21 protein-coding genes are annotated in these 25553 nt (G+C 50.4%); 19 read left to right on the plus strand and 2 right to left on the minus strand.

The window, feature by feature from the left end; all coding sequences use genetic code 11:
• Positions 1 to 100: 100 nt before the first annotated feature.
• Positions 101 to 1066, minus strand: coding sequence for a hypothetical protein (locus J2X61_RS09330; RefSeq protein WP_310187512.1), 966 nt, complete (start codon positions 1064 to 1066; stop codon positions 101 to 103).
• Between the two features lie 85 nt (positions 1067 to 1151).
• Here J2X61_RS09330 and J2X61_RS09335 point away from each other — a divergent pair, with 85 nt between their 5' ends.
• Complete coding sequence (locus tag J2X61_RS09335; RefSeq protein WP_310187514.1) at positions 1152 to 2276, plus strand: class I SAM-dependent methyltransferase; 1125 nt, start codon at positions 1152 to 1154, stop codon at positions 2274 to 2276.
• A 56-nt stretch (positions 2277 to 2332) separates the two neighbouring features.
• On the opposite strand, the gene J2X61_RS09340 is transcribed toward J2X61_RS09335, so the two are convergent.
• On the minus strand, positions 2333 to 2563 hold the full coding sequence (locus J2X61_RS09340; protein ID WP_274470971.1) for a DUF2626 domain-containing protein: 231 nt from the start codon (positions 2561 to 2563) through the stop codon (positions 2333 to 2335).
• A 369-nt stretch (positions 2564 to 2932) separates the two neighbouring features.
• Between J2X61_RS09340 and J2X61_RS09345 the strand changes: the two genes are divergently transcribed.
• The 18 genes from J2X61_RS09345 to J2X61_RS09430 all read left to right on the plus strand — a co-directional run bounded on the left by J2X61_RS09345 (position 2933) and on the right by J2X61_RS09430 (position 25539).
• Positions 2933 to 3586, plus strand: coding sequence for an RsfA family transcriptional regulator (locus J2X61_RS09345; RefSeq protein ID WP_274470972.1), 654 nt, complete (start codon positions 2933 to 2935; stop codon positions 3584 to 3586).
• A gap of 113 nt (positions 3587 to 3699) precedes the next feature.
• Entirely contained in the window at positions 3700 to 4638 is a 939-nt protein-coding gene (locus J2X61_RS09350; protein WP_310187516.1) for a ketopantoate reductase family protein, read from the plus strand.
• A gap of 22 nt (positions 4639 to 4660) precedes the next feature.
• On the plus strand, positions 4661 to 5059 hold the full coding sequence (locus J2X61_RS09355; RefSeq protein WP_274470974.1) for a DUF3397 domain-containing protein: 399 nt from the start codon (positions 4661 to 4663) through the stop codon (positions 5057 to 5059).
• 399 nt (positions 5060 to 5458) lie between these two features.
• Entirely contained in the window at positions 5459 to 7141 is a 1683-nt protein-coding gene (locus tag J2X61_RS09360; protein WP_274470975.1) for a peptide ABC transporter substrate-binding protein, read from the plus strand.
• A gap of 108 nt (positions 7142 to 7249) precedes the next feature.
• Positions 7250 to 8182, plus strand: a complete 933-nt coding sequence (locus tag J2X61_RS09365) for an ABC transporter permease (protein WP_274470976.1) — start codon at positions 7250 to 7252, stop codon at positions 8180 to 8182.
• Between the two features lie 3 nt (positions 8183 to 8185).
• On the plus strand, positions 8186 to 9118 hold the full coding sequence (locus tag J2X61_RS09370; protein WP_274470977.1) for an ABC transporter permease: 933 nt from the start codon (positions 8186 to 8188) through the stop codon (positions 9116 to 9118).
• Positions 9119 to 9134: 16 nt separating this feature from the next.
• Positions 9135 to 10175: an ABC transporter ATP-binding protein gene (locus tag J2X61_RS09375; RefSeq protein ID WP_274470978.1), complete on the plus strand. Its 1041-nt coding sequence runs from the start codon at positions 9135 to 9137 to the stop codon at positions 10173 to 10175.
• Positions 10168 to 11130: an ABC transporter ATP-binding protein gene (locus J2X61_RS09380; RefSeq protein ID WP_274470979.1), complete on the plus strand. Its 963-nt coding sequence runs from the start codon at positions 10168 to 10170 to the stop codon at positions 11128 to 11130. Before J2X61_RS09375 ends, J2X61_RS09380 begins: the two co-directional genes overlap by 8 nt.
• A 156-nt stretch (positions 11131 to 11286) precedes the next feature.
• Positions 11287 to 12921, plus strand: coding sequence for a bacillithiol biosynthesis cysteine-adding enzyme BshC (bshC, locus tag J2X61_RS09385; protein WP_310187517.1), 1635 nt, complete (start codon positions 11287 to 11289; stop codon positions 12919 to 12921).
• 12 nt (positions 12922 to 12933) lie between these two features.
• On the plus strand, positions 12934 to 14196 hold the full coding sequence (locus J2X61_RS09390) for an adenosylhomocysteinase (protein ID WP_274470981.1): 1263 nt from the start codon (positions 12934 to 12936) through the stop codon (positions 14194 to 14196).
• A 930-nt stretch (positions 14197 to 15126) separates the two neighbouring features.
• Positions 15127 to 16209 carry a DUF4349 domain-containing protein gene (locus J2X61_RS09395; RefSeq protein ID WP_310187518.1) on the plus strand — a complete coding sequence of 361 codons (1083 nt, stop codon included), beginning with the start codon at positions 15127 to 15129 and terminating at the stop codon, positions 16207 to 16209.
• Positions 16210 to 16334: 125 nt separating this feature from the next.
• A complete protein-coding gene (gene mraZ / locus J2X61_RS09400) occupies positions 16335 to 16772 on the plus strand; it encodes a division/cell wall cluster transcriptional repressor MraZ (protein ID WP_274470983.1) in 438 nt (145 codons plus the stop codon).
• Between the two features lie 24 nt (positions 16773 to 16796).
• Positions 16797 to 17747, plus strand: a complete 951-nt coding sequence (gene rsmH / locus J2X61_RS09405) for a 16S rRNA (cytosine(1402)-N(4))-methyltransferase RsmH (protein WP_274470984.1) — start codon at positions 16797 to 16799, stop codon at positions 17745 to 17747.
• Positions 17748 to 17767: 20 nt separating this feature from the next.
• A complete protein-coding gene (ftsL, locus tag J2X61_RS09410; RefSeq protein WP_274470985.1) occupies positions 17768 to 18199 on the plus strand; it encodes a cell division protein FtsL in 432 nt (143 codons plus the stop codon).
• Between the two features lie 16 nt (positions 18200 to 18215).
• Complete coding sequence (locus J2X61_RS09415) at positions 18216 to 20504, plus strand: penicillin-binding transpeptidase domain-containing protein (RefSeq protein ID WP_274470986.1); 2289 nt, start codon at positions 18216 to 18218, stop codon at positions 20502 to 20504.
• A gap of 130 nt (positions 20505 to 20634) precedes the next feature.
• Positions 20635 to 22563, plus strand: a complete 1929-nt coding sequence (locus J2X61_RS09420; RefSeq protein ID WP_274470987.1) for a stage V sporulation protein D — start codon at positions 20635 to 20637, stop codon at positions 22561 to 22563.
• A 100-nt stretch (positions 22564 to 22663) separates the two neighbouring features.
• Positions 22664 to 24154, plus strand: a complete 1491-nt coding sequence (locus J2X61_RS09425) for a UDP-N-acetylmuramoyl-L-alanyl-D-glutamate--2,6-diaminopimelate ligase (RefSeq protein WP_310187521.1) — start codon at positions 22664 to 22666, stop codon at positions 24152 to 24154.
• On the plus strand, positions 24151 to 25539 hold the full coding sequence (locus J2X61_RS09430; protein ID WP_310187522.1) for a UDP-N-acetylmuramoyl-tripeptide--D-alanyl-D-alanine ligase: 1389 nt from the start codon (positions 24151 to 24153) through the stop codon (positions 25537 to 25539). The genes J2X61_RS09425 and J2X61_RS09430 overlap by 4 nt, the downstream gene beginning before the upstream one ends.
• The last annotated feature ends 14 nt before the right edge of the window (positions 25540 to 25553 follow it).

Raw genomic sequence — 25553 nt, forward strand, 5'->3', positions numbered from 1 at the left:
GCATGCATTCTCCCCCTATAAACAGATTATCATATTTCTATTAAATGAAGCACAAAAAAATACTTACCTCCAAAGAGAAGTAAGTATTTCGGTCTGCCCGCTATTTTTTGGGGGGAGCGATAAGCTTCAGGATTTCGTCAAAGCTCTTGACGTTCTTCGGCACTTCCTTCGTTAGCGGCGTGCTTTGATTAATAGCATCGTAGGTTTGGTGGAGGACAATATGGTTATCCTGCACTTTGCCATCAACGGTGAGCTGGAAGACGAGATCGAGAGTTTGATCGCGGATAAAGCCGGCTTCATCGACGGCGACGGCCATTTTGCTTGGCGCTTTGATCTGGGCGGTACCAGGCTGCGATTTTTTGAGAAGCTCTGCCTTGTCGCTTGTAAGGAAGCCGTTATTTTGCAAATTGGAGATGAACTCCGGCAGTTTGGATTGAAATAATGTGTTGATGTCCTTTTCATTCTTGCTGGTCACTTCGACGCTGATGGATTTCGCGGTGCTTCCATCCTTTAATTTGACAGGTTCTTTGGCCTCATTGTACCATTTGGCGTCGATGCCGTTGAAAACAAGCGTAGCCAGAGCTGAAGACAGCTGCGATGTATTGGCGAGCGTATCCGGCGTCAGCGGCGATTTGCTGTTTTGACTCAGTTGCTGCAGATCGACTGCATAATACTCGTCCGGCGTTTTATTTAATGCTGGCATATTAAAATACATTTTGCTATCTTTAATGAGAATTGGTATCTCGATAGGTGAAGATGAGCCCTTAGGCGTAATTTTCATATCGGTCTGATACTGGATCGGGTTCAAGCCTGCTATCCCTTTCCATTCGATCGTGCTTTCTTTCACGAAGGATAGCAATCCGTTCGTCAAAGGGTTGGACCCTTTGAACAGAGCGTCGCCGATCGCAAGCGTTGTGCTGCCTTCAAAGGTATAGGATTTCATTTCCTTTTGCTTGTTTAGCGATTGTTCGAATGCTTCTTTCACTTTGGTATTGTCCGTACATGCGGTTAACGATAGCAAGCTGATAGCCGTTACCGCCGTAAGGGTGATCCACTTCTTTGACATGCGATTGTCGTCTCCTTCCATAATCATTCTTCATTATAATGGTTTCAAGCGGCTTTGTCTTTAAGTAAACAATTGGGGTGATCTTATGAAGCATCAGCTTGGGCATCCGGAAGTGATAGCGGCCTTGATAGAGGCAATCCGGTCAGCGCCGGAGGGGGCTATCACTTTCCGTGATTATATGGAACTATGTCTTTACAGCGAGCCCTACGGATATTATCGGAGTGAACGTCCCAAGATCGGGAAAGAAGGCGATTTCTACACCAGTTCCTCGATCGGTTCCGTGATGGGGGAAATGATTGCCGCTTTCCTGGCGGGACAAGCTAGCCAAGATCGTCCCCTTCATCTCGTCGAGTGGGGAGGAGGCAGCGGACGCTTAGCGCTGCATCTTCTGGATGAAATGCGCAGGATCGCTCCTGGCGTCTATGAATGCCTAACTTACACGCTCATAGAAAGCAGCGCGTATCACCGGAGTTTGCAGCAGCAGGCACTTCAAGGGCATGCGCCGCGGATTCGTTCGCTCAGCGAGCTGGAATGGCTGGCCGAAGAGCCGGAAGAGCAGGTGTATGTCTTGGCGAATGAACTGCTGGATGCTTTCCCTGTGCACCGAATTCGCTGGAAGGAAGGCGGCTTTCAAGAGTCTTATGTGACCTGGCAGGAGACGGATCAGGCTTTCGCAGAAATTTGGCGGCCTATCCGTTCCAAGCTTAGATTAGACAGCATAGAGAGTTTAAAAGTTCAATGGATCGACGGTCAAATCGGAGAGCTGAATCTGGAAAGTGAAGCGTGGATCGCCCGCATTTCACAGCGCATGATTAGCGGAGGCTGCATCCTCATCGATTACGGCGCAATCGAAGCGGAGCTATATGCCCCTCATCGATACCGGGGGACGTTGATGTGCTACCGGAACCACCAGGCGCACGATGATGTATGGGTTCATCAAGGGGAGCAGGATATTACCGCTCATGTCAATTTCTCAGCGGTGGAATCGGCAGCGCGCCTTCATGGGTTCGCCTCCTGCAAGCTTCAAACGCAGCGCGAGTTTCTGGTGGAGCAGGGCATTCTGCAGAAGCTGCAGGATCATGATGATTCGAACCCGTTCAGCGAAGTGTCCAAACGCAACCGTGCAATCCGCCAGCTGCTTCTAAGCGATGGGATGAGCGAGCTGTTCAAGGTATTTACCGCTGTCAAAAGCGGAAATGAAAAAAGGTGATCCGAAGGATAGCCCTCGGATCACCTTTTTTTGCTTTGTTGTTACTAGTGCCGGTATTAGACGGACATTTTGAAAAATGACCAGTACGTAAACCCGCTGAAGGAGAGAATCATATATCCCCAGAACAACAATATGTAAGTACGTTCTGACAAGCGCATATAGCCCAGAATGACGAATACGGCTGTTTGGAAAAAGAAAATCAAAGACATTGGGATCATATCGCCAGCCAAGCTCATTAGCGCGATTACAAGTGTCCAAAAACCTAAAACCCGAAACATGCGATCCATTCTCGTTACATCCCCCTCTCATACCACGTTGCACTTTAACTACATCACATTATACCTTTTGAATTGTTTAGTGTAAACCGTCAAACCGTGACGAAATTGAAAACATTTCATCATATAGTTGTAGTATGTCTTTTTATCCAGATCCCATGTATGAGTGTCAAAAAATTTGGCAATACCATTTAGTATCAAATAGATTCTATGAACTCTAGTACGGGCATAGAAATAGTAATAATGGCGCGAATCAATTTATACACCGGTACCTGCAAATTGATTCTTCTTATTCATACTGAAAGATGACCCCTATTTATCGTAAAAAGCTGGCCTCTTTCAGTTAGATGCATCTGTACATTATGTTAGGAGGTTTAACCTATGTCGGCAATTAGACAGGATGCTTGGAGCGATGAAGACGACTTGATCTTGGCGGAAGTGACATTGCGTCACATTAGAGAGGGAAGCACGCAATTATCTGCGTTTGAGGAAGTTGGAGAACGGATCGGACGCACGGCGGCAGCTTGCGGATTTCGCTGGAACAGCTTTGTCAGAAAGAAGTATGAAGCGGCGATTCAGATCGCCAAGGCACAGCGGCAGAAGAGAACGCAGATGAAGAAGCACGCCGCTGTATCGATCTCGGGCTCCTCTTCTATCGGGTTGTTGGATAGTACGGAGTTAACAACGGGGAAAGCAGAAGCTTTCACCGAGGAAACGCTTTCGATCGATGCGGTGATCCGGTTCCTTCGGCAATGGAGAAACACGTATCAAGATATGAACCGTCATATTAAAAACTTGGAAAAAGAGCTGCAAGACAAAGAGGACGAACTCGAGAGACTCGGCCGCGAGAACAATAAGCTTAACAAGCAAGTGAATGAAGTAGAAACCGATTACCGCGTCGTGAATGACGATTATAAAGCTTTGATTCAAATTATGGACCGGGCAAGGAAAATGGCTTTCTTGGTGGAAGAAGAGGAAGAAGAGAAGCCGCGGTTCAAGATGGATGCGAACGGTAACTTAGAGAGAGTAGAGTAAGTTCGTAAGTTTCAATCGAACTATTGCAGAAAGAGCTTCAGCTCAAGGAGATCCTTGGTCTGAGGCTTTTTTGTTGTATAATGATGACAATGGCAATGAAATGAGGGATCGACATGCGATTGATGATTATTGGAGCGGGTTCGTTGGGGCTCTTGTTCGCCGCAAAACTATCCGCCCTGTGCGAGTATATGAAGGTAGTTACCAGAACGCGAGAGCAGGCAGAACGGCTCAGAGCGGAGGGGATCCGTCTTGCCGGCACGGGCGTGCCGCATCGGACGACGCGCGGGGGAATCATAGAGTTCGAAAGTTATACGGAAGAGACGTCTGCAAGTGATTTGGTGCAATCTTACGACTATATTTTACTGATGGTCAAACAACCGGCGATCACGCCGGAGCTGGCAGCCTATATCCGTTCGAAGCTATCTTCCGGCACGCGTCTCATCAGCTTTCAGAACGGGGTCGGCCATGAATCGATACTAGGCGAGGCGCTTCCGGCAGAGCGACTGCTGCTAGCCGTTACGACCGAAGGGGCGCGGCGCGAAGGGGATACATCCGTTGCTCATACGGGGCATGGCGTTACTTACTTGGGGAGCTTGCGAGCCGATGAAGAAGAATCAACGCACTTTTTGTTAGTGAATCTTCTGAAGGAAGCAGGATTTCAAACATTCATGTCGAACAACATGGAAGAGAGAATCTGGAGCAAGCTGTTGATCAATAGTGTGATCAATCCGTTAACCGCCATCTTGCGTGTGAGAAACGGGCAATTGTTGGATTCTGCTTGGACAATGTCGCTCATGAGGGATCTGTACCGGGAAGCTTGTCTTGTCGTCGAGGCTCGGGGCACTCAAGTGCCCGATCATTTGTGGGACACCATCTTGCAAGTTTGTGAGGCGACAAGGCTGAATCACTCTTCTATGCTACAAGATATCGAACAGGCCAGAAGTACCGAGATTGACCGTATTAATGGAAGCTTGCTGCAGCTAGCGGATGAACTGAATCTTGAGCTTCCTGTACACCGTACGGTGTACCAGTTAGTGAAAGCGTTAGAATAAGCCGGTGTAGGTGGTTATCAGGATGGACATGTTATTCAGTTGGATTTCTACGGTTTACGCAGCACTTGCTGTGGCGCCTTTTATTACGTTTATATTGCTATGGTTCCTCGTATATATGTTTCTTCGCGATAAGAAGATGACGACTCGACTGACCATGGATGTGACGACCTTGTTCCTATTGGGCTCGGTTTCTTTGATGTGGAACCAGCTATTTCATACGGATTTCGGCTTCTGGCTCATTACCCTTGTACTACTTATTGCCTTCGGGATTATCGGCGGTTACCAAACGCATTTAAAAGGGAAGACGGATCTGGTAAGAGTCGGCAGAGTTGTTTGGAGGCTCAGCTTTCTAGGACTTGCGACGCTGTATATTGTGCTGTTCGTTCTCCACGTTGGTAAAAACTACTTGTTTTCGACCTAAGCCGGCTGCTTTGAGGTGAATTTACGAATTGAGCGATAATTCGAAAGTCTTTGTAATATTTATTTGAGTTTTGTAGAAAATAACAATGAATATCGTCTAGATTTTATTGACCGATGGTTGTATAATTAGAAACCGTGGGGCACTTTCATATTCATTATTTTTTTACAAATATTCTTACTTAGGTAAATTAACACTGGACAAAGCGTGGGTTTGTGTTATAATTCCTTGCGTAGAGTCTAGTAAATTTTTTTACCAGAGGTATGGGTTAACTATTATAACATCTATGAAGCGGTTTCATCCTTTTTTGGGTTTAAGGGTGTTAAGATCATGTTAGGAAAACTATCAAACACACCTGACCATAGATATTCTAGACATACATAATTTTAGAGGAGGCGTTTTATGAAAGCGACAAAGTGGGTTTCAACAGCAGTAGCATTAACGCTTATGGGCAGCGTTGCAATTGGTTGCGCGAAAAACGAGGAAAGTCCTTCTGCATCTCCAGCTGGCGATACGAAAGGTACAACAGCTCCTGCGTCCAACAAACCACAAGAAATCAAAATTAACTTCACTGCAGAGCCGCCGGTAATGGATAGCTCCAAAGCAACGGCGAATGCCGCGTTTACATTCATCAGCGCATTTAACGAAGGGCTTTACCGTACGGACAAAGACGGCAAAGCAACTCCAGCTCTTGCGAAAGATTTCCCTAAAATTTCTGCAGACGGTCTAACTTACACAATCGACATTCGCGACAACGCGAACTGGTCTGACGGCCAACCGGTTAAAGCTCAAGATTTCGTTTATTCCTTCAAACGTACTCTTGATCCTGCGACTAAAGGCCAATACAGCTTCATCGTTGCTTGGATTAAAGGCGGAGCAGATGTAACGAAAGCAAAAACGCCTGAAGAAGTTAAAAAAGCGCAAGACGCTCTTGGCGTTAAAGCGATCAGTGACAAGCAAATTGAAATCAAACTGGAAAAACCAGTTGCGTTCTTCACACAATTGCTTGCATTCGCAACATTCTTCCCGCAAAGAGAAGATTTCGTAACGAAAGCCGGCGACAAATACGGCGCAGAAGTGGATAAAGTCATCGGTGCAGGTCCGTTCATCCTGAGCAAATGGGATCACGGTCAAACACTTGAGCTTGTTAAAAACGAAAAATACTGGGATGCTGCTAACGTAAAACTTACGAAAGCAACTGTCAACATCGTTAAAGATAGCAACACAGGCCTGAACTTGTACGAAACAGACGCTGCTGATTTGACAGAAATCAACCGCGATCAATTGAAACTGTATGCCGGTAAGCCAGACAACCTGCCTAAGCCAGAGTTGACGAACTCTTACCTGATGTACCAAACGAAGAAAGTTCCTGCCTTGGCTAACAAGAAGATTCGTCAAGCCCTTGGTATGGCGATTGACCGTCAAGCTTACGTAGATACCGTACTTGCTAACGGTTCCGTAGCTTCCACGGGTCTAGTTCCAGGCGGTACTTCCGACGGTGCAGGCGGCGACTTCCGTAAATCCGCAGGCGACACGCAGCCGAAATTCGATGCAGCCAAAGCTAAGCAATTGCTTGCTGAAGGTTTGAAAGAAGTTGGCTTGACAGCTCTTCCGAAAATGAAAGTGAACGCAGACGATACAGAAACTGCGAAAAAATCACTTGAGTTCATCCTTGCACAATGGAAACAAAACCTTGGATACGAAGCGGAAGCGAACCCGGTTCCACACGCACTGCGTATCGAGCTTTCTTCCAAGCATGACTTCGAAATCGCACTTTCCCTATGGGGCGCAGATTACAACGATCCAATGACATTCTTGGATATGTGGGTAACAGGCGGAGAGTTTGACGAAGGCGACTACAGCAACCCAGAATACGACAAACTCATTAAGTCGGCTCAAACCGAAGTGGATCCGTCCAAACGTGCGAAAGCAATGGTTGAAGCTGAGAAAATCCTTATGGATGATCAAGGCGTATCCCCGCTGTACTTCCGTACACGCGCTTACTTGAAAAAGCCGAACATCGAGGGAATCATTCTTCCTTCCTTCGGTCAAGAGTGGGAATTGAAATGGACGTCCATCAAGTAATATAAAGTTTTTATAGGTTGAAGAATTAAAGGAAGGGGCCGTTCGCACCTCGTGGGAGCGGCCTCTTCTAGATTTCTTCGAGCTTTAAATGAATAAAGGAGGAGCAATATGGTCAGGTTCATTCTTCGCCGCTTCTTATATGCGCTTATCACGTTATGGCTGATCGCATCATTCACATTCGTATTGATGAAAAACTTACCAGGTAATCCACTAGGAGAAGGCGCTGAACGGATTCCTAAAGCTACGAGAGATATGTTGCTGAAGCAATACGGTTTGGATAAGCCATTATGGGAACAGTATTTAACTTTCATGAACAACATCATCCATGGCGATCTAGGAGCTTCCTTTCAATTTCCTGCTCACAAAGTTACAGATATTATCAAGCAAGCTTTTCCGTCTTCGCTTGAACTTGGTTTGATTTCGATCGCGATTGCGATTGTTGCAGGTCTGACGTTAGGGATTATCGCGGCGCTTAAGCATAACAAAGCAGGCGATTACACAGCAATGTTCATCGCCATTCTAGGCGTTTCCATTCCATCTTTCGTTCTTGGTCCACTTCTTTCCTACTATGTCGGCGTCAAATGGGGAATTCTTCCTGCCGGATTGTGGAAAGGGCCAAGCTATCGCATTTTGCCGGCGATTGCGCTTTCATTCGGAACCATTGCCATCCTGGCTCGTTTGATGCGGACATCGATGCTCGACGTTCTTAATCAAGATTACATCAAAACGGCGAAATCCAAAGGCTTATCCAACTTTACGGTCGTTGTGAAGCACACGATCCGGAATGCGATTTTACCGGTCATTACCATTATCGGTCCAATCTTCGTTAACGTCATTACAGGAACACTCGTAGTTGAACAAATTTTCTCAGTACCAGGCTTGGGTAAACACTTCGTTTCATCGGTTTATTCCAATGACTACACCATGATTTCTGGATTAACGATCTTCTATTCGGCCATTCTCATTTTGGTTATCTTTATCACAGATATCGTGTACGGTTTCGTAGACCCTAGAATTCGTCTTGGGAAAGGCGGGAAATAATACATGCAAACTCCGAATAATGCAACAGAGACTAACTACAAGTTTGCTCCCGTTGCAAAAGAAACATTAACCGGCGAAAGAATCGTAAGACCTTCGCTCAATTATTGGCAGGACGCTTGGAGACGACTTAAGAAAAATAGACTGGCAATGGCTGGCTTAATTATATTGGTTGCTTTAATCGTATTGGCGGTAATCGTTCCTTTTGTTTCGAGTTACGACTATCAAACGCAAGATCTGAAAATTAAAAATATTCCACCGAACGGACAGCATTGGTTCGGTACGGATGACTTCGGCCGCGACGTATGGACCCGCGTATGGTGGGGAACTCGGATCTCCTTGTTCATCGGGATCGTAGCTGCACTGATTGACTTGGTTATCGGTGTCATCTACGGCGGTATCTCCGCATACTACGGCGGTAAAGTCGATGAAGTGATGCAGCGTGCGATCGAGATCGTCTATGCGATCCCTTTCCTATTGATTGCGATTCTGCTTATCATGGTTATTGGCTCAGGGATTCCATCGATTATTTTGGCCATGGCCATAACCGGCTGGGTGCCGATGGCCCGCTTGGTCAGGGGGCAGATGCTCACGCTCAAAGAGCAGGAGTTCGTCCTTGCATCCCGTACGCTGGGCGCGTCGCCGATGAGAATTATCATGCGCAGCCTTATTCCGAATGCGCTTGGGATTATCATTGTTCAAATCACGTTCGTCGTTCCTTCTGCGATCTTCACCGAAGCTTTCTTAAGCTTCATCGGTCTTGGTGTTAAGCCGCCGCTCGCTTCATTGGGTAACCTGCTGTCCGACGGCGCTAACTATATCCGTTTGTACCCGCATCGCCTGATTTTCCCGACTATCATTTTCAGTTTGATTTTGTTAAGTTTCAACCTGCTCGGTGACGGGCTTCGTGATGCGCTAGATCCAAAAATGCGCAAGTAAGAAGGGGTGAATAATAATGAGCACCAAATCCAAAGGCAATTTGCTGGAAGTAAAAGATTTGCGGGTATCCTTCCGCACGTACGCGGGTGAAGTTCAAGCTGTTCGCGGCGTTAATTTTTCTTTGAAAAAAGGTGAAGTCTTGGCGATTGTAGGGGAGTCCGGCTGCGGTAAATCCGTAACGGCACAAACGCTCATGCGTCTAATTCCTACTCCGCCTAGTTATATAAAAAGCGGCTCGATCATGTTCGACGGTAAAATGGACATTACGAAGCTTTCCAATAAAGAAATGGAAAAAATTCGCGGATCCGAAATCGGAATGATTTTCCAGGATCCGATGACCTCGCTGAATCCGACGATGAAGATCGGCGATCAGATTACAGAAGGTATCATCAAGCACGAAGGGATCAGCAAGAAGGCGGCTACCGAAAAAGCGATCGAAATTTTGAAGCTTGTCGGGATTAACTCTCCTGAGGGCCGTATTCATCAATACCCGCATGAGCTTTCCGGCGGTATGCGTCAGCGTGTCATGATCGCAATCGCGCTTGCTTGCTCTCCGAAGCTGCTTATCGCAGATGAGCCGACAACGGCACTTGACGTTACGATTCAAGCGCAAATCATCGATTTGATGAAAACCATTTCCGTGAAGACGGACTCATCTATTATTTTAATTACGCATGACCTTGGTGTCGTTGCCGATATGGCGCAGCGCGTCGTGGTTATGTATGCAGGGAAAATTATCGAGCAAGGGACGGTAGACGAAATTTTCTACGATCCTCAGCATCCTTACACATGGGGCTTGCTGCGCTCGGTGCCTCGTTTGGATACGAACAGTGATGAAGAGCTTGTACCTATTCCAGGTACGCCGCCGGATCTATTCGCGCCTCCAAAAGGGTGTGCGTTTGCGGCGAGATGTCCGTATGCAATGAATCAGTGTTTGGAAGTCGATCCGGAGCATACGACGCTTTCCGAAACGCACAGCTCCGCTTGTTGGCTGCTGCATCCGGACGCGCCGAAAGTTGAACGTCCTGTAGGAGTGGGAGGTCATCAACATGTCTAAAACGAATCAACCCATCTTGCAAATTCGCAATATGAAGAAGCATTTTAATCTTGGCGGCGGCAAAGTGCTTAAAGCCGTTGACAATTTCTCGATAGAAATTAACCGCGGTGAAACATTCGGTCTCGTTGGCGAGTCCGGTTGTGGGAAATCGACTGCGGGAAGAACGATTATCAATCTGTACGATGTTACAGATGGCGAAGTCATTTTCGACGGTGAAAATGTTCATAAGCTCAAAGGCAAGAAGCTCAAAGAATTCAACCGGAACATGCAGATGGTATTCCAGGATCCTTACGCATCCTTGAACCCTCGTATGACGGTAGGGAATATTATCGCTGAAGGTATAGACATTCATGGTCTGTACAAAGGCACAAAACGCAGAGAGCGTGTGATGGAGCTGCTTCGCGCCGTAGGTCTGAACGACGAGCACGCGAACCGTTTCCCGCATGAGTTCTCCGGCGGTCAACGTCAACGTATCGGGATTGCCCGGGCGCTGGCGATCGAACCGAAATTCATCATTGCCGATGAGCCGATCTCGGCGCTGGACGTTTCCGTTCAAGCACAGGTTGTCAACCTGTTCAAACGGCTGCAGAAAGAAATGGGCTTGACTTACTTGTTCATTGCCCATGACTTGGCGATGGTGAAGCACATCTCCGATCGTATCGGGGTTATGTATCTGGGTAATCTCGTCGAGGTCACGACATCCGATGACCTGTACGCGAAGCCGCTGCATCCGTATACGCAATCGCTGCTTTCGGCGATTCCGATTCCGGATCCGGAAATCGAGCGTACACGCGAACGCATCATCCTGCAAGGCGACGTGCCGAGTCCGCTCAACCCGCCAAGCGGTTGCCCGTTCCGTACGCGTTGTCCGCAAGCGATGCCGCAATGCGCGGAATCGATGCCGCCTAGCAAAGAAGTGGAGCCTAATCACTTCGTCGCTTGTCACTTGTATTAATCCAATTAGAGCCGTCCCGTCAGGGGCGGTTTTTTTGTGAACAGCTCTCCAATCAATTGTAATTAATTAAAATACAGTTTTGACGATTGCGGTCCTACCGTGTACAATCAAAGGATAGTTGTTTTATTTGGTATGAAGAGGGGACACTAGTCGCATATGCAAATGGAATCTTTTCATTGGAAGAAGAGTCAGAAGCTGGCTGAGGATTATGTAAGCGGGGCGGATGAGGCCCGTTCGTTGTTCCCGTATCATTTCGGCGATGATGCCGATTGGCAGTCGCGGATGAAGTGGCTGGATGAAAGGAAGAGCGCGCCTCGCGCTGACAGAGGCCGCTTGATTGAAGTGCTGCGCACATATAATGAGAGAATCGGCAATAACGGCCCTGCAATGGACCAAATTGCCGCGCTTGCCGGTGAGGAAGCGCTGGCTGTAGTGGGGGGCCAACAGGCGGGTTTGTTCGGAGGCTCGCTGCTCGTTCTGTACAAAGCGATAACGCTCGTACAGTTGGCACGGGAGTGGAGCTCGAAGTTAAAACGTCCGGTCGTGCCGGTTTTCTGGATTGCCGGCGAAGACCATGATTTCGATGAAGTGAATCATATTTATACGCTTTCGCAATCACAGCAAATCGATAAAATCAAAGTGGATCATCCGACAGGAAGGCGCACGTCCGTCAGCAAGCTTCCGCTTGCCCCTGAAGCTTGGCGGGAGGCCTTGTCCGCTATGGACCAGTCGTTGATGGATACGGAGTTCAAGGCTTCGCTGATGGCCAAATTGGAGGGTGTAACGGCAGGGGGAGCGACGCTGTCGGAAGCCTTCGCCCGCTTAATGGCCGTGCTGTTCGGTGAATACGGCCTTGTGCTGATCGATGCCGATGAACCGTCCCTGCGCAGTCTGGAGTCGGGGATGTTCGAGCAATTGGTTGTGCACAATGAAGTACTGACAGCCTCCTTGTTGAAAAGTCAGGAAGAGGTGCTGCATGCCGGGTACAACGCTCAGGCGGATATTGCCGCTGATGGCGCAAATTTATTCGTATATGCGGATGGCCAGCGCTTGCTGCTGCATCGCGAAGGAGACCGGTTCGCCGATAAGAAGCAGGAGCACCGCTTCACGAAGGCGGAGCTTCATGATTTGGCGATGACGAAGCCTGAGCAATTCAGCAACAATGTGATGTCCCGTCCGTTGATGCAGGAGTATTTATTCCCTGTGCTGGCAACCGTGCTCGGACCGGGTGAAATTGCTTACTGGGCGCTGACCAAGCATGCGTTCGAGCAGTTCGGCATGCGAATGCCCATCGTTGCGCCGCGGCTGGAGTTCACGCTAATCGAGGGTACGGTACACAAGCAGATGAATAAATACGCGTACAGTTTCGAGGACGTTCTCCACCGTTTTGAAGAGAAGAAGCAGGCTTGGCTCGATGCGCAGGATACGCTGCACTTGAACGAGCGTTTCGATCAGGTTAAGGCGGACTTCCGCGACAGCTACACGCCGCTCGTGGAGGCTCTAGGGGCGATTAATCCAGGGGTAAGGAAGCTGGGGGATACGAATTTGGCGAAGATTGTGGAGCAGATCGAGTTTCTGCAGCATAAGGCGTCGGAAGCGTACAAAACGCAGTTTGATGCGACGCTCCGCCAGTTGGAGCGGATTCGCCTTACGATTTTACCGTTAGCAAAGCCGCAGGAAAGAGTGTATAATGGGTGTGCTTATATGAATCGATATGGGAATGATTGGCTTCGTGATTTGCTCGAGACGCCGATTCCTGTAGACGGTATGCACCGCGTTTATTATTTGTAGGAGGAACGAACGATGACAACTGTAGACAAAAGTATCGTTGCTGATATGGCGTTGGCCCCTGACGGTCATTTGAAAATTGATTGGGTACAGGCGCATATGCCTGTTCTGAATCGCATTCGCGAGCAATTCGAGAAAGAGCAGCCGTTCAAAGGGCTGAAAGTAACGATTTCCTTGCATCTGGAAGCGAAAACCGCGTACCTGGCCAAAGTAGTGAAAGCCGGCGGAGCGGACGTTACGATTACGGGAAGCAATCCGCTGTCCACACAAGACGATGTATGTGCGGCGCTGGTCGAAGACGGGATTACCGTTTATGCCAAATATAACCCGACTCCCGAAGAGTACAAAGAATTGTTGATCAAAGCGCTAGAAACGAAGCCTGATCTGATTATCGATGACGGCGGAGACCTGGTGTCGATTCTGCATTCCGAACGCAAAGATTTGGCTGCGCAAGTGCGCGGCGGTGCCGAAGAGACGACAACCGGCATTCTGCGTCTGAAAGCGATGGAGAAGGAAGGCACACTGGCATTCCCGATGGTCGCGGTCAACGACGCGTTCTGCAAATACTTGTTCGATAACCGTTACGGTACGGGGCAATCCGTATGGGATGGCATTAACCGGACGACTAACCTGGTGGTAGCCGGTAAAACCGTCGTTGTTGTCGGCTACGGCTGGTGCGGCAAAGGCGTTGCAATGCGGGCCAAAGGACTTGGCGCGAACGTGATCGTGACCGAGATCGATGCGATCAAAGGTGTGGAAGCGTACATGGACGGTTTTGCCGTCATGCCGATGATGGAAGCGGCGAAGCTGGGCGATTTCTTCGTTACGGTAACGGGCAACCGCGATGTGATTCGCGGCGAGCACTACAAAGTGATGAAGGACGGAGCGATCTTGTCCAATGCCGGACACTTCGACGTCGAAGTTAACAAGCCTGAGCTGGAAGCGCAGTCGGTGAGCAAACGTACGGTTCGACGCAACATCGAAGAGTACCAGCTGACGGACGGCCGCAAAATTTACATACTGGCGGAAGGACGTCTTGTCAACCTCGCGGCAGGCGATGGTCATCCGGCGGAAATTATGGATATGACGTTCGCGCTTCAAGCGATGTCGCTGAAATATGTGAACGATGAGTATGAGAAATTGGGCAAAACAGTTGCGAATGTTCCATATGTATTGGATGAGCAAGTGGCCAGATTCAAGCTGGAGTCGCTCGGCACTAGCATTGATTCCTTGACGGAAGAGCAGAAGCAATATTTGGATAGCTGGGCGGAGCACTAAGAGAAGTGAGTCTTCCAAACCACGATGGAGTGGGTTGGAAGGCTTTTTTTGTGTCGCCTCAGGGTGCCGCGCAAGAACCGAGGATCCGTCAGGCTGCATTTAGCAGTAGGGACTCCTGCTGTTGGCGGTACTTTCGGTGGAGGTTCTGGCTGGCTGCGTTTAACAGGAGAAACTCAGCTATGGGCGGGACTCTCGGTGAAGGTGGCCTGTCTTCTTGTTCTGCCACAGGGCGTAACTGGAATTTCTCCTGTTATTCCTGCGAAAATGAGCCCAGTTGTACGAATAGAAGGAATTCCTCCCGTTAATTTTCCCCTTTTTTGCGTAAAGTCGGCGGATGCGGGCTGATTAACGGGAGGAATTCCAGTTATTCAGCATTCGAGGATCCGTTTGGCTGCAATTAACAGGAGAAATTCCCGTTATGGGTGGGGATCTCGCTGAGGGAGGCCTGTCACCTCGTTCGGGCGCTGGGCGGCGCTACGCTGGACGACACTCTGGAGCCGATCTCTCTTCTGCCGCAGGGCGTAACTGGAATTTCTCCCGTTATTCCTGCGAATATGAGCCCAGTTGTGCGAATAGAGGGAATTCCTCCCGTTAATTTTCCCCTTTTTTGCGTAAAGTCGGCGGATGCAGGCTGATTAACGGGAGTTTTTCCTGTTACCCGGCATTTGTCGCTCGGCAAGCTGCAATTATCAGGAGAAATTCCCGCTATGGGCGGGGATCATAGTGTAGGCTTGGCTCGTTGAGGAATCTGACCTTGCACTTTGTAACGCTGGACGACACTCTGGAGCCTATCTCTCTCCTGCCGCAAGGCCCTAACTGGAATTTCTCCCGCTATCACTCATCGTCACCTTTGCTGCCTGCAACCTTTCCTCCTCATACTCCGTTTATAGGGTGTAAAACCTAAAATTTGGTAGCGAAGGGGTTGGCAAAATGGGGGTCAACACGTTAAGAAGAAAGGCAAGTCTGCTGCTTGCCATGTGCATGCTGGCAGGAAGCCTGCTGGCCGGCTGCAGCTCATCCAAGGAGGATTCCGCACCGGGGGCAGCTGCCAGCTCGTCGAAAGCTGATTCGCTTCACGTCGAGGGGCAAACGGCAGCAGTCGCGCCGGCGGTCAAACAGCAGTCGACGAAGAGCTCCGACGCCAAAGAAGCGCCCGCTGCAGAAGCCGGGGCGGCGCCGTCCGAAGGGAAGGACGCTTCGATGACGATCATACCGGCGGCGACAGGCAGCGACGAAGCGGCCGGATTCAACCGCAAGTTGATCTACCGTGCGAATCTGGTCATGCCTGTCGATGACTACGCCAAGGCGCAGACTGGACTGCGCGATCTGGTCGCGCTTAGCGGCGCGTATATTTTGCAGTTCTCGGAGAACGCCAATACAGGCGAGAAGGGCGGCACGTTCACGATCAAGGTGGCTGCCAGCGGCTTCGTTTCGTTACTGGACGGGTTGGAGAAAATCAGCCCCGCTCTTCAGCGCAGCGTGCAGGGGCAGGATGTGACGGAGGAGTACGTCGATCTCAGCTCCCGGTTGAAAGCGAAGCAGCTCGTTGAGGAACGTCTGCTCAGCTTCATGGAGAAGGCAACGAAAACCGACGATTTGCTGGCGTTTTCCAATGAATTGGCGAAGGTGCAGGAAGCGATCGAACAGATTAAAGGGCGCATGCGATATTTGGATCAAAATGTGGCTTATTCCACCATTGAAATTCGGATGTATCAGCTAACGGATAAGAAGCCGCTTTTGTCCGATCCGAGCAAGCTAACTTTAGGAGAACGGATCCAGAAGTCATGGAATTCTAGCCTTAACGTACTAGTCGCAGTCCTGCAGGCTGTCCTTGTTTTTGCGGCTGCCGCCTTCCCGGTACTCGTTATTTTACTGCTCATCGGGGTTCCGATTTGGGTATACAGGCGCAAAAGAAACAAACAGCTTCAAGCGGTGCGAAATGAACTGAAAGAACAAAATGCATCTTTGAACTCACTTGAAGAAGAGAAGCAAGGAACGAAAGACGCAGAATAGACCTAAAAAATGAAAAAATTTTCACAAATCCTGCTCATGAAGCAGGATTTGTTGCGTTTTTGGCGAATAACACTAAAAAAGTGGTGAAAAGTGGTACGAAGTGGAGGGAAAGGGGGCGCCATGCTATGTTCATGGGGGAATATCAACATAGCATAGACGAAAAAGGCCGCATGATTATCCCGGCCAAGTTTCGTGAAGCCCTGGGCGAATCCTTCGTTATCACACGCGGTCTGGATCAGTGCTTATTCGTATATCCCCGATCCGAATGGGCGATACTCGAGCAGAAGCTGAAAGCACTGCCGCTGATGAAATCGGATGCGCGCGCATTTACCCGCTTTTTCTTTTCCGGTGCTACAGAGTGTGACCTTGACAAACAAGGGAGAGCCAACATTCCGGGCAATCTCATCGAGCATGCCAAGCTTGAGAAAGATTGCGTCGTAATCGGTGTATCGAACCGGGTGGAGATTTGGAGTAAGCAAATTTGGGAAAGCTATGCAAATGAATCGGAACAATCATTTAATGAAATAGCGGAAAAGCTTGTCGACTTTAACTTTGATCTATAGTTGCCATAATTAGGAGGACATCAAGTGTTTCATCATGTGACGGTATTGAAAGAAGAATCTGTTGAAGGATTGCATATAAAGCCGGATGGCGTATACGTGGATTGCACGATGGGAGGAGCGGGGCATAGTTCCTTGATCGCTTCCCAATTAGGTCCGGAAGGGCTATTGATTTGTCTGGATCAGGATGACGTAGCTTTAGCGAATGCGCAATCGGTATTGGGACCTTACTTGGATCGTGTAAAGATTGTGAAGAGCAATTTCAGAGATTTGGAGCACGTGCTGCAAGGCGTGCCGAGAGCGCTGCGCGACGGGAAACCGCAGGTTGACGGCATTTTGTTCGACCTGGGCGTATCCTCCCCGCAGTTGGACGATGGAGAACGCGGCTTCTCCTATCATCAGGACGCGGAGCTCGATATGAGGATGGATCGTACCACGGAACTAACGGCCAAAACGATCGTCAACGAATGGCCGCAGGATCAAATCGCGCGAATTTTGTTCGAATATGGCGAAGAGAAGTTTTCCCGCCGCATTGCGGGGGTCATTGTCGAGGCTCGGGCTAAGGCACCGATCGAAACGACCGGCGAGCTGGTGGAATTGATTAAGGAAGGGATTCCGGCGGCAGCCAGACGTACAGGCGGGCATCCTGCCAAGCGAAGCTTTCAAGCTTTGCGCATTGCCGTGAACGACGAATTGGGCGCCTTCGAAGAAGCGTTGGAGCAATCCGTCCGCTGTTTGGCGCCTGGAGGCAGAGTTGCTGTCATCACCTTCCATTCCTTGGAAGATCGCATCTGCAAACAGTTTTTCGTTAAAAATGTGGAAAAATGTACATGTCCGCCGGGTTTTCCAATGTGTGTATGTAAGAAATCCGGAGATCTTAAATTAGTCACTCGTAAACCGATCATCCCAAGCGAGCATGAGCTAGAGGTGAATCAGCGGGCTAGATCCGCCAAGCTGCGCATTGCCGAAAAGCTTTGATACAAAAGGAGGAAATTGATATGCCATCTTATATCCAAGGGAATTTGGCGCTTGACCAGAAACGGAAAGTTCCGGCTGCGAAGGTTAAGATTAAAGAGACAACGAAGGTTGTTTACCGCAACAAGTCGCTGCCCCCTCAAGAGAAAATGCTATATCTGTTTACGGTGCTCCTCTGTGTCATCGTGGCAGGTGTCATTATTTGGCGATACGCGGCGATTTATCAAATGAATGCCAGCATTCTGAAAATGCAAGTCGAAATTCGCGACATTCAAGCTCAAAACAGTGCGCTGAAGCAAGAGGTCGAGAAATTGCAGAGCCCGGAGAGAATAAAGGGAGAGGCTATTCGCCTCGGCTTTAATTTGGACGACGTGAAGAAATCGGATACCCAAGCCAAAGCCTCCAAATCGACCGCCGCCAGCAAAAATACGAAAGTAGCTTCATCTAAACCGTAACGGGCAGGTATATGATATGACAAAAAAAATTAAGCTGCGTTCCTTACTTATCGGAGGGTTCTTCACCCTTCTTTTTGTTGTCCTCATAGTGAAAGTCTATTGGATTCAGGTTGTTGACGCATCGTGGTTGCTAGAGAAGGCCGAGCAGAAATGGGAGACCGACCGGATTATTGCGCCGGTGCGCGGAACGATCATGGACCGGAATGACAAGGTGTTAGCCGTGGAAGGCACGGCTTATACGGTCACGCTGAACCCCAAAATGATAGACGGGCTGCAGGTGGCAGACGATATTTCGCGAGGTTTGGCAGATATATTGAAAGAATCCGATGCGACCAAACCGGCGCTTGAAACGAAAATACGAGAGTTGGCGACAAGAAAGAAGCCGGATGGCAGCGATTATGCCGTCAATGTCGAGATCCGCAATGAAGGGTGGAAAATTGATAAAGAGAAGGCTGACCAAGTTCGCGATTTCATTGCCACGATGCAGACGAGATTGAATAAATCGTCCAAAACGAACATCGGCATAGGCATTATCGAAGAGAAGAAGCGCTACTATCCTGGCGAGACTTTGGCCGCGCATATTCTGGGCTATACGAACAAAGAAGGCAAGGCGTCGCTCGGCATGGAGCTGAAGCTGGACGATACGCTGAAAGGCGTGCCCGGTATGCTTAGCTATGAAAAGGACGGCAAAGGGGTGGAATTGCCCGATGCCAAGGTAGATTTCAAGCCTGCGGAAGACGGGAAAAATGTTCGTCTAACGATCGACAAGAACATTCAATTTTATTTGGAAAGCGCGCTGGCCAAGGTTACGGAGAAATGGCATCCGAAGAGCTTAACCGCGATTGCGGTCGATCCGCAAACGATGGAAATATTGGGGATGGCGAATACGCCGACCTTCAACCCGAACTCATACTGGAACATTAATGACCAAGCCGATTTCAAAAATGCCGCTGTAGCTTCGCGGTATGAGCCGGGGTCGACATTCAAGCTGGTTACCCTAGCCGGTGCCGTAGAAGAGGGGGTCTTTAACCCTACCGAAATGTATCAATCCGGGAAAATCAAGGTAGCGGACCGCGAGCTCCATGACCACAACTATGTGGGCTGGGGGAAAATCTCTTATTTGGAAGGGCTAAAGCGTTCCAGTAACGTGGCCTTCGTTAAACTCGGTTTGGAGAAATTGACAGAACCTAAGTTCCGCGATTATATTACGAGATTCGGTTTCGAGGAGAAGACGAATATCGATATGCCGAACGAGGTGTCCGGGCTCATCGATATGCGGTATAAACCCGAGGTCGCTACGGCGACGTACGGCCAGGGGAAAGTCGTGGTCACGGCGATTCAGCAGACAGCCGCCTATGCGGCAATGGCGAACGGCGGGAAGCTGATGTGGCCGCATATCGTGAAGGACATCGTTGATCCGAAAACCGGTAAAACGATTGAGTCTTTTGCGCCTAAGGTCGTCAGACAAGTCGTCAGCGAGAAAACGGCGAAGCAAGTTAGCGAATATTTGGAGCAGGTCGTATCGGATCAAGACGTTGGTACGGGTAAGCTGGCTTTCATGGAAGGTTATAGGGTAGCGGGGAAAACGGGAACGGCGAATATCGTCCGCCCGGGCGAGAAAACGTACTCGACGGATTCCTGGGTCATTTCCTTCATCGGTTATGCGCCTGTCGAGAATCCGAAGATTCTTGTCACCCTGATCGCGGATCAGCCGGAACTCGGAGGCAATTACCATCTGGGCGGCCAGGTGCTGGCGCCGGCCTTCAAAGAAATCGTCGGCGAATCTCTGCAATATATGGGCGTAAAATCTAGCAAGCAGGCGCAAATGGTCACGAAGGCAGCCAATAAGCTGACGGTGCCGAACTTCATGGCGATGACGGCAGAAAGCACTAAAGCTATGGCGAAAGAGAGCGGACTGACTCTGGAAGTGTTTGGTAAAGGTGAGAAAGTCGTCGATCAATTCCCTAAGCCGGGTACTGAAATCGTCTCGACGCAACGAATATATGTTGCGATGCAAAACGTAAGTGAAATGCCGCTTCCTAATCTGGTCGGCAGATCCTTGCGAGATGCCGTAGAGGCTTGCTCCTTTTTCAAAGTGAATTGCCAAACGACCGGTGAAGGATACGTATCGGAGCAAGCGTCGTTGGGTGAAGGAGAAGCGCGAAGCGTAACGCTGCAGTTGAACCCGCTCAATGAGAAAACGGCAGCTGCGGGTGCCGCGAGCGGAGCGACGCCGCCACCGACGAACAACAGCAAAAATGAAAAAAGCGATGCACAGAAACAAGTAGCCAAAAAGTCGCCTTAAAGCTTGCCGTAGAGCCGGAATAGAGCGCCATAGCGCAGGCAACTGTGAGAGCTTGTTCTAACCCCTGTTTGTCCCGAATAGTCATGTTAGGAATGAGACTGACTTATTCGGGAAGGGAGAATGAACGTTCATGCGAGTTTCTAACGTTACCGTCCGCCGCAGATTGTTCACTGCGCTCATCATTGGCACGATCATCTTCACAGCGCTTATTGTTCGACTCGCCTATGTTCAGCTTTGGATAGGACAAGAGTTGGCGAATAAAGCGGAGGACAGCTGGCGCAGACAGATTGAATTTGCGCCGAAAAGAGGAGAAATTCAAGATCGCAACGGCATTACGCTGACCTACAGTATGAGTACGCCAACGATTGTCGCCATCCCCGTACAGATTGAAGATCCGCAAAGCACGGCAGCCAAATTGGCGGAAGTGCTTCAAGGGAATGCAGACGACATTTACAAGCAAATCACGAAGAGAACGTCGCAAGTCGACATTAAGCCGTCGGGACGTAAAATTACGATTGAAAAGGCGCAGGAAGTCCGCAATCTTCACCTTCCCGGTGTCGTTGTTGCTGAAGACAATAAAAGATATTACCCTTTCGGCAGCTTGGCGGCTCACATTCTTGGCTTCGCCGGAATCGACAAGGGTCTGACAGGTATCGAGGCCAAGTACGACTCCCAGTTGACGGGGATTCCCGGCCATATCTCGTACATGACCGATGCGGCAGGCAGAACGCTCAAGGGGACGACCGACAAATATACAAGCCCCAAAGACGGGCTTAACGTCAAGCTGACGATCGACAGCCACTTGCAGTCGGTCATGGAAAGGGAATTGGATCAGGCGATGGTCCAATACCAAGCGCAGAACGTTGTAGCCATCATGATGGATCCGAACAACGGTGAAATATTGGCGATGGGCAGCAGACCGACCTATGAGCCCGGCAATTACAAAAATTATCCGTCCGAGACTTACAACCGGAATCTGCCGATCTGGAAAACGTACGAGCCAGGTTCGACATTCAAAATTATTACGCTCGCCGCAGCGCTTGAGGAGAAGAAAGTCGATCTCAAGAACGAGCCGTTCTACGATCCCGGCTTCATCGAAGTCGGAGGAGCCAGATTGCGCTGTTGGAAGCGTGGCGGGCACGGCAGCGAGACGATGCTGCAAGTCGTTCAGAACTCCTGCAACCCCGGCTTCGTCGTGATGGGTCAGCGGCTTGGCAAAGAGAAGCTGTTCGATTATATTTCCAAATTCGGCTTCGGCAAGAAGACCGGCATCGATATGGCCGGCGAAGAGAACGGCATCATGTTCAAGCCTTCGCAGGTCGGACCGGTCGAGCTGGCGACAACGGCGTTCGGCCAAGGCGTTTCCGTGACGCCGATTCAGCAGATTACGGCGGTTTCCGCAGCGATCAATGGCGGCAAGCTGTTCAAGCCATTCTTGGCCAAATCGTTCACGAACCCGGATACGGGAGAGGTCGTAAATAGCGTGGAGCCTGAGCTGGTGCGCAATGTCATCTCCGAAGACACTTCCAAACAAGTGCGCGAAGCGCTCGAGAGCGTCGTAGCCTTGGGCACGGGGCGCAACGCGTTTATCGACGGTTACCGGGTCGGCGGGAAGACGGGGACCGCCCAGAAGGTTGTGAACGGCCGTTACTCGCCGGATGAGCATATCGTTTCGTTCATCGGCTTCGCACCGGCGGATAATCCGAAGGTGATCATTTATGCGGCTGTCGATGACCCGAAAGGCATTCAATTCGGTGGTCTGATCGCTGCTCCGCTCGTTAAGAATATGATGGCTGACGCACTTCGCTATATGAAGGTGGAGCCGGACAAAAATCAGCTCAATAAAGAATACCGGTACGGCGAAACGCCGGTTGTCGAAGTTCCGGACTTGGTTGGAGCGTCGGTTGATGATATATTAGAAGATCTGAACATGAATTTTAAACTGGCCAAATCGGGGAACGGCAAATATGTAATCAGTCAGGCGCCCAAAGCGGGAACGCGGGTCGATCAAGGCTCTACGATTCGCATCTTTCTATCCGACAATGCGCCGCCGCAATAAGCCTCGCCAAAAAGATTTTGGCAAGTAAGACATGTTTTGCTTTTCCATATGCATAAAATTGTCCATAATAGTTAGGAAAAACGTTAAGGAGAGGTTGCTCATGAAACTGCAGGAGCTTGCTTCGGTACTCCTCATTACCTATATACACGGCAATGCGGACACGGAAATTACGGGGATTGAAGCAGACTCTCGTAAAATAAAACCGGGGAATCTGTTCCTTTGCATCCCCGGACTGACCGTTGACGGTCATGATTATGCCCCAAAAGCGATTGCGCTTGGGGCTTCTGCTCTTGTTACGGAAAGGGTGCTCGATCTGCCCGTGCCGCAGCTTGTCGTGAAAGACGCCAGATATGCGATGGCAGCCTTGGCGGCGCATTTCTACGGCTACCCCAGCCAACAAATGAAAATGATCGGCGTGACGGGAACGAACGGCAAAACGACGACGACCTATTTATTAGATAAAATCATTTCGGACCAGGGCTTCAAGACGGGTTTGATGGGAAATATTCATATTAAAATCGGCGAGCAGTATGAAGAAAATAAAGCGACCAATACGCAGGAATCTTTGGAGCTGCAGCGGATCCTGCGGAAAATGGCGGACGCTCAGGTCGATTATTGCGTCATGGAAACATCTTCCCACGGACTGGAAATGGGCCGGGTCAAGGGGATTCATTTCCGCTCGGGCATATTTACCAATTTGACGCAGGATCATCTGGACTATCATCAAACGATGGAAAACTATGCGGCAGCCAAAGGTCTCTTGTTCTCGCGGCTTGGGAACGGATTCTCCGGCGATCCGCAAGAGCGTCAATACGCCGTTCTGAACGCGGACGACGCCGCATCGGAGCTGTTCGGCCGATTGACGGCGGCGCAGGTTATTACATATGGCATTGAACAGCCTTGCGACGTACGGGCCACGAACATTCGCATTACGGCCAAAGGGACATCGTTCCAGCTTGTCTCCTTTGCGGGGAATGCCGACTTCCAGATGAAGCTTGTCGGGAAATTCAATGTCTATAACGCTCTGGGAGCGATCTCGGCTGCGCTGGCGGAAGGGTTCCCGCTGGAGGCAATCAAGCGTTCCTTGGAGAGCATTGCCGTCGTGGACGGACGCATGGAGGTGGTCGACGAAGGCCAGGATTACTTGGTCTTGGTGGATTACGCCCATACGCCGGACGGGTTGGAGAACGCGCTGTCCACCGTGCGCGAATTCGCCGAAGGACGGGTTGTGACGGTGTTCGGCTGCGGCGGCGATCGCGACAAGACGAAGCGTCCGTTGATGGGCAAGGTGACGGCGTCCTATAGCGACTATTTATATGTGACATCGGACAATCCGCGAACCGAGGACCCGGAAGCTATTCTTCGGGACATCGTTCCCGGCTTGCAAGAGGCGAATTACCCGGATAACCGGTACGAATTAATTGCCGATCGCAAAAAAGCGATACAAAAGGCTATTGAAGGGGCAGGCCCCAAGGATGTAATATTGATAGCGGGAAAAGGCCACGAAACGTATCAGGATATCATGGGAGTCAAGCATGATTTCGACGATCGTTTGGTGGCCAAGGCTGCGATAAAGGGGAGAACACGATGATTCGGCGCACATTACAGCAGATCGCAGACATGTTGGGGAGTGAATGTTCAGGCATAACAGACGGAGGTGCAGTGAGTATCGCCGGCATTTCTACGGATACCCGGACGATACCTGCAGGCAGTCTGTTCGTCCCGCTGATCGGGGAGAAATTCGACGGGCATACCTACGCGGAAGAAGCTTACCATAAAGGGGCGGCGGCCTTGCTCTGGCAGGAAAACCGTGGCGATGCGCCGGCCGGCGTGCCGCACATTCTGGTCAAAGACAGCCTCACGGCTTTGCAGCAATTGGCGAAGGCCTATCGCCAGGAGCTGCCCGTACGCATTATCGGGATTACGGGCAGTAACGGGAAAACGACGACGAAAGATTTGGTTGCCGCCGTTCTGGGTAGTACGTATAAGGTGCACAAGACGAAAGGCAACCTCAATAATCATATCGGCCTGCCGCTGACGCTGCTGCAGCTGGAAGAGACGACGGAATTCGCCGTTGTCGAAATGGGCATGAGCGGACGCGGCGAGATCGAGCTGCTCAGCAAATTGGCCGAGCCGGATGCCGCCATCATCACGATGATCGGCGAGTCGCATATGCTCCAGCTCGGATCGCGCGAGGAAATCGCTAGAGCGAAGGTGGAGATCGTCAGCGGCATGCCGAGCGGCAGTCTGCTCGTGTACAACGGTGACGAGCCGCTTATCGAGCAGGCGCTGAGCGAAATCAGCCTGCCGGAAGGACTGCGCAGGCTCCGCTTCGGTCAAGGACAGGAGCTCGCGAAGTTTCCAATCAGCATCCGGATGGATGCGGACGGCGCGCACTTCCATATCAATACTCCGGGCTATCCGGAATTGTACATTCCCTTGCTCGGCACGCATAACGTCATCAATGCGTTAGCGGCCATCGCGATCGGCGAAGCCTTCGGCGTTCAGCCGGAAGCCCTTGCAGCGGGGCTTCGCTCGCTGCAAATGACCAGCATGCGCATCGAGAAGCTAACGGCAGCCTCCGGGCTGACCGTGCTCAACGATGCGTACAACGCCAGCCCGGCATCGATGCGGGCTGCGATCCTGTTGACCGAGCAGCTGGGCGGCTTCGGTCGGAAGTTCCTCGTGCTCGGCGACATGCTGGAGCTTGGCGAGCACGAAGAGCGGTTCCATCGCGAGATCGGCGCGATGCTGTCCCCGGAACGTGCGGACTACGTCTTCACGTTCGGCCGGTTGGGCCGCTTCATCGCCGAGGAAGCGGCGGGGCGGTTTCCGAAGGAGCGCGTACGCGCCTTCGACGACAAAGAGCAGCTTGCAGGCGAGCTCGCTGCTGTGGCGCAGCCGGACGATCTCGTGCTCGTGAAGGGCTCGCGGGGCATGCGGCTGGAGCAAGTAGTGAACGCCTTGCTGGCCTAACCGCCGGCTCATTA

Source organism: Bacillus sp. 3255 (assembly GCF_031456485.1).
In the GTDB taxonomy this organism is placed as follows: Bacteria; Bacillota; Bacilli; order Paenibacillales; family NBRC-103111; genus Paenibacillus_E.